The following is a 5,003-nucleotide window of genomic DNA, read 5'->3' as shown; positions in this document are numbered from 1 at the left end:
GTCGGCGGGGTTGGCCAGGATCGCGTCCGGCGTGTCGTACTGCAGGATCTTGGACTGGTCGCCGAGCACCGCGATCCGGTCGCCCAGCTTCACCGCCTCGTCGAAGTCGTGCGTGACGAACACGATCGTCTTGCCCAGGTCTGCCTGCAGCCGCATCAGCTCGTCCTGCAGCACCCCGCGGGTGATCGGGTCGACCGCACCGAACGGTTCGTCCATCAGCAGCACCGGCGGGTCCGCGGCTAACGCCCGCGCCACCCCGACGCGCTGCGCCTGGCCGCCGGAGAGCTGGCGCGGGTAGCGCTTGCGGTACTCCGCCGGGTCCAGCCCGACCAGGTCCAGCATCTCGTCCACGCGCTCGCCGGTCCGCTGCTTGCTCCACCCGACCAGGCCCGGCACCATGCCGACGTTCTCGCCGACGGTCATGTGCGGGAACAGCCCGGCCTGCTGGATCGAGTAGCCGATCTCGCGGCGCAACTTGTCCGGGTCCAGGTTCAGCACGTCCTGGCCGCCGATGGTGATCCGCCCGGAGCTGGGCTCGATCAACCGGTTGATCATCCGCATGGTGGTGGTCTTGCCGCTGCCGGACGGACCGACCAGCACCACCGTCTCGCCAGCCGGAATGGTCATCGTGACCGATTCGACCGCGGCGAGCTTCTGACCCGGATAACGCTTGGAGACCTCCTCCAGGCGGATCTCCACCCCGTGTCCGTTGCCGGAGTCGTCGGAGCCGGGCACTTCGTTGTCAGCCACGAATACCTCTCGAAGTCGTCAGGCGCCCGAGCAGCACGAACACCCCGTCCAGCAGCAGCGCCAGCACGATCACGCCGAGCGTGCCCGCGAGCGCCATGTTCAGCGCGTTGGCGCTGCCCAGCCCGGACAGCCCGCTGAAGATCAGGTTTCCGAGTCCGGGTCCCTTGGCGTAGGCGGCGATGGCCGCGATGCCCATCAGCATCTGCGTGCTGACCCGCATCCCGGCGAGGATCCCTGGCCATGCCAACGCCAGTTCGACCCTGGTCAGCACCCGCAGCCGGTTCATGCCGATGCCGCGGGCGGCGTCCAGCACGGGCTGGTCCACCGACGACAGCCCGACGATGGTGTTGCGCACGATCGGCAGCAGCGCGTACAGCACCAAGGTCACCACCGACGGCGCGACGCCCAGCCCGAGAACCGGGATGAGCAGCCCGAACAGGGCGAACGATGGCACGGTCAGCACCGCGCTGGAAAGGGCGGTGGCCACCGCCGCCCCGGCGGGGCTGCGGTAGACCGCAACCCCGACCAGGACGCCGACGATGGTCGCCAGCAGGATGCACTGCACCACCATGCTGGCGTGCTGGTAGGAATCGACCAGCAGTTGCTGCCACCTGGAGGCGATGTAATCCAGGAAACTCACGAACCGTTCTTCTCCGAATTCCCGGCGTCGCCGCTTTCCTCGCCCTCGTCCTCGGCGGGCGTGGTGACCAGCTGGAAGTCACCCTCGTGCTCCTCGGTGCCCGCGATGACCGCCTGCTCGAGGACCTCAGCGCCCTTCTCGTCGCGCAGCGTGATCGGGTCGCTGCGCAGGTCCTTGGTGAGGGCGACGCACAGGAACACCATGACGATCGCGAACGGCAGCGCACCCATGAACGTGAGGTTCTGGATGCCTTCCAGCGCGTTGTTCCCGCCGATCACCAGCATGATCGCGGCGACCGCACCGGTGGCGGCACCCCAGAAGATGACCACCCAGCGGCTGGGCTCGATCGAACCCCGCTGCGAGAGCGTGCCCATCACGACCGAGGCGGCGTCCGCACCGGAGACGAAGAAGATCGCCACCAGCACCATGACCAGCACCGAAGTGATCACGGACAACGGCATGTTCTCCAGCACGGAGAAGGTCTGCGCCTCGGCCTCACCGCTACCGGCCGGGTTCTGCCCGGCCTGCTGGCTGCCGATGGCCGCGCCACCGAAGATGGCGAACCACACGAGGCTGACCACGCTGGGCACCAGCATCACGCCGCCGATGAACTGCCGGATCGTGCGGCCGCGGCTGATCCGCGCGATGAACATCCCCACGAACGGCGTCCAGGAGATCCACCACGCCCAGTAGAAGATCGTCCAAGTGGACAGCCACTCGTGCATCTCGCCGCCGCCGGTCGCTCCGGCGCGGGAGGCCATGTCGCCGAAGTCGCTGATGTACGCGCCCAGCGAGGTCGGCAGCAGGTTCAGGATCAGCACGGTCGGGCCGACGACGAACACGAAGATCGCCAGCAGCGCGGCGAGCACCATGTTGATGTTCGACAGCCACTGGATGCCCTTGGCGACACCGGACACCGCGGAGAGGATGAAGCAGATCGTCAGCACGACGATGATCCCCACGAGCAGGATCTTGCTCGTCGCGCCGATCCACCCGGCGGCCTGCATCCCCGCCTGGATCTGCAGGGTGCCCAGGCCCAGCGATGCCGCGGAGCCGAACAGCGTCGCGAACAGCGCGAGGATGTCGATCAGCCTGCCGAGCGGGCCTTCGGCGTTGCGCTTGCCGATCAGCGGCAGGAACACCGCGCTGATCAGCTGCTTGCGGCCGCGGCGGAAGCTGCTGTAGGCGATGGCGAGGCCGACCACCGCGTAGATCGCCCACGGGTGCAACGTCCAGTGGAACAGCGAAGTCGCCATCGCGGTGTTCACCGCGGGGTCGGACTCCGGCGCCACCGTTCCCGGCGGTGGTTCGGTGAAGTGCGACAACGGCTCGCTGACGCCGTAGAACATCAGGCCGATGCCCATGCCGGCGCTGAACATCATCGCGATCCAGGACACCGTCCTGAACTCCGGCTTCTCGCCGTCCTCCCCCAGCGGGATGCGCCCGTACCGGCTGAACGCCAGGAACAGCGCGAAGATGACGAAACCGGTCGCGGCCAGCACGAAGCCCCAGCCGATGTTGAGCACCAGCCAGTCCAGCGCGGCGTCCGCGAAGGCCTTCAGCGAATTGGTGCTCAGCGCACCCCAGGCCACCAGGATGAACATGATGGCCGCGGTAGTGCCGAAGACGACCCAGTCGGTCCTCGGCTTCTCGATGAACTGGGACTGTCCGGATAGCTCCGGTGGATGGCTCGATGCGGCCGAGCCACCCCTTCCTTGATCTGTTTCAGTAGACACAGGTACCGGCGCCCACTCGCGACGCCCCCTCCTCTCCGTCCTCATGTCACGACCGCCGGGACCTATTCAGCTGTCACAACCTGCTCGTACAGGAACTGGTTCCGGCCGTCTGCAACCCGTAAACCGTGACCCATTCGGCGGATCAAGGCAAGCACGCCTGCGCTGAGCGTGGCCGAACCGACATCTAGACTCGGCCGCCGTGGCGACCAATTCCGGCCATGCACGAGGCGCTCGGCGCCGGCTGCGCAGTCCGGTCCCGGCCGCCGCCACGGAGTCACTGTCCGTAGCAACGCACCCGGCCTCCGGTGGCTCAACTCCCGACCCCGGGAGCCCCACCGTGATCGCTATTCTGTTCGCCGCCGCCGGTTCGGCGCTCGCCCGTCGCAGGCGACGGGTATTTCGCATTGTAGGTGCACTGGGAGCCAGGCGGCTCGCATTTCGGGTATTTCTCCAGGCAGCGGGGGATCCTCCGGGAACGCGCGAAGCGCCCGGAACGGCCTCCGCGTCCTCGGTCCACGCCCCGTCGGTGCTGCGAGCCACGGCGCGCAGGCATCCGGATCATCCTGCACGCTTCGTAGCCGATGGAACCTTAGTCTTCACCCGTCCGAGAGAAAAGCCCTCGCCGTTACGATCGGTGACATCGTGGCGGACGTGCCGCGTGCCCACCGAGAACTTTCGTTTGCTCGGGCAATTGATCCACCCGAGAATTCACGCTTCGCGCGGCCCTGGCGAACCCGCGGGCGGAATTCCCGACAAAGATCAAGGAACGTCGTCCGATCGTTTCCGACATGTGTCCTCAGCGCGATATCCGCGCGAACGCACTCGCGCAGTGCAAGGAGTCCCGAAGACCATGAACGAATCCAGACCCGCCGCGCGGCTCGCGGTCACCGCCGCAGCCATCGGGCTCAGCGCCCTCGCCGGCGCGGGCACCGCCACCGCGCACGTCCACGTGCAGCCGGAACAAGCCGAGCAAGGCGGCACCGCGAAGGTCACCTTCCGGGTGCCGAACGAGCGACCGGACGCGGGCACCGTCCGCGTGCACGTGGCGCTGCCGCTGGAGCACCCGCTGAGTTCGGTGCGCACCCGCCCGCTGCCCGGCTGGACGGCGCAGGTGCAGAAGGTGCGGCTGGACCGGCCGGTCAACGTGGCGGGCGCCGAAGTCACCGAGGCCGTCTCCGGCATCACCTGGACCGCCCGGCCCGGCACCAGGATCGCCCCGGACCAGTTCGAGGAGTTCGAGGCGACCCTCGGCACCCTGCCCACCGACACCGGCGAGGTGTTGCTTCCCGCCGAGCAGACCTACGACAGCGGCGAAGTGGTGCGCTGGGACCAGTCGCAGGGACCGGACGGTTCCGAACCCGAGCGCCCGGCCCCCAGCCTGCAACTGCTGCCCGCGACCGAGGAGCACTCCCACGGCGCACCCGCGGACAGCGCCGCACCGAGTTCCGGCGAGCCCGCGCCCGCATCGGACGACACCGCGCGCGTGCTCGGCGGCGCGGGCCTGCTCGTCGGCGCGCTCGGCCTCGGCGTGGGCATCGGTGCGCTGTTGCGCGGCCGGCGCGGGCGGGCCGACTCATGAGGCGGCTGCTGGCTACCGCGGCCCTGACCTGCACCGCACTGCTCGGCCTTGCCGGCCCGGCGGCCGCGCACAACACGCTGGTCGGAAGCGACCCGGCCGAGGGCGCACAGCTGACCACCGGCCCCGGCGAGGTGCGGCTGACCTTCGACCAGCCGGTGCGCGCGGGCGAGGGCTACAACACGGTCAACGTCGTCGGGCCGGACGGCAGCTACTGGACCGACGGCCAGGTGCGGGTGACCGGCAACTCGGTCAGCGCGCCGGTGCGCCCGCTCGGTCCGGCCGGTGTCTACACGGTCGG

General features: G+C 69.0%; 5 protein-coding genes. 2 read left to right on the top strand and 3 right to left on the bottom strand.

Features of this window, described 5'->3' with window-relative positions; translation table 11 throughout:
- From IJH84_RS20780 to IJH84_RS20770, 3 genes are all read right to left on the bottom strand, one after another.
- The coding region (locus IJH84_RS20780; protein ID WP_295147900.1) for an ABC transporter ATP-binding protein at positions 1–750 on the bottom strand (750 nt) is incomplete at its 3' end.
- Positions 743–1,390: an ABC transporter permease gene (locus tag IJH84_RS20775; RefSeq protein ID WP_295147897.1), complete on the bottom strand. Its 648-nt coding sequence runs from the start codon at positions 1,388–1,390 to the stop codon at positions 743–745. The genes IJH84_RS20780 and IJH84_RS20775, both read right to left, overlap by 8 nt.
- Entirely contained in the window at positions 1,387–3,171 is a 1,785-nt protein-coding gene (locus IJH84_RS20770; RefSeq protein ID WP_200068071.1) for a BCCT family transporter, read from the bottom strand. Before IJH84_RS20770 ends, IJH84_RS20775 begins: the two co-directional genes overlap by 4 nt.
- A gap of 805 nt (positions 3,172–3,976) precedes the next feature.
- Between IJH84_RS20770 and IJH84_RS20765 the strand changes: the two genes are divergently transcribed.
- A complete protein-coding gene (locus IJH84_RS20765) occupies positions 3,977–4,705 on the top strand; it encodes a YcnI family protein (protein ID WP_200068070.1) in 729 nt (242 codons plus the stop codon).
- Positions 4,702–5,003 (top strand): copper resistance CopC family protein (locus IJH84_RS20760; RefSeq protein WP_295147892.1); only part of this gene is annotated, 302 nt, incomplete at its 3' end. The genes IJH84_RS20765 and IJH84_RS20760, both read left to right, overlap by 4 nt.

The sequence above is a fragment of the Saccharopolyspora sp. genome, assembly GCF_017434145.1.
Lineage (GTDB): Bacteria > Actinomycetota > Actinomycetes > Mycobacteriales > Pseudonocardiaceae > Saccharopolyspora_C > Saccharopolyspora_C galaxeae.
Note: the sequence above shows the minus strand (reverse complement) of the source record. Positions and strands in the feature narration are given on the sequence as shown.

Excerpts from the sequence above, each read along its gene's own strand:
- IJH84_RS20770 (WP_200068071.1), bottom strand. The coding sequence starts at position 3,171 with ATGAGGACGGAGAGGAGGGGGCGTCGCGAGTGGGCGCCGGTACCTGTG.
- IJH84_RS20765 (WP_200068070.1), top strand. The coding sequence starts at position 3,977 with ATGAACGAATCCAGACCCGCCGCGCGGCTCGCGGTCACCGCCGCAGCC.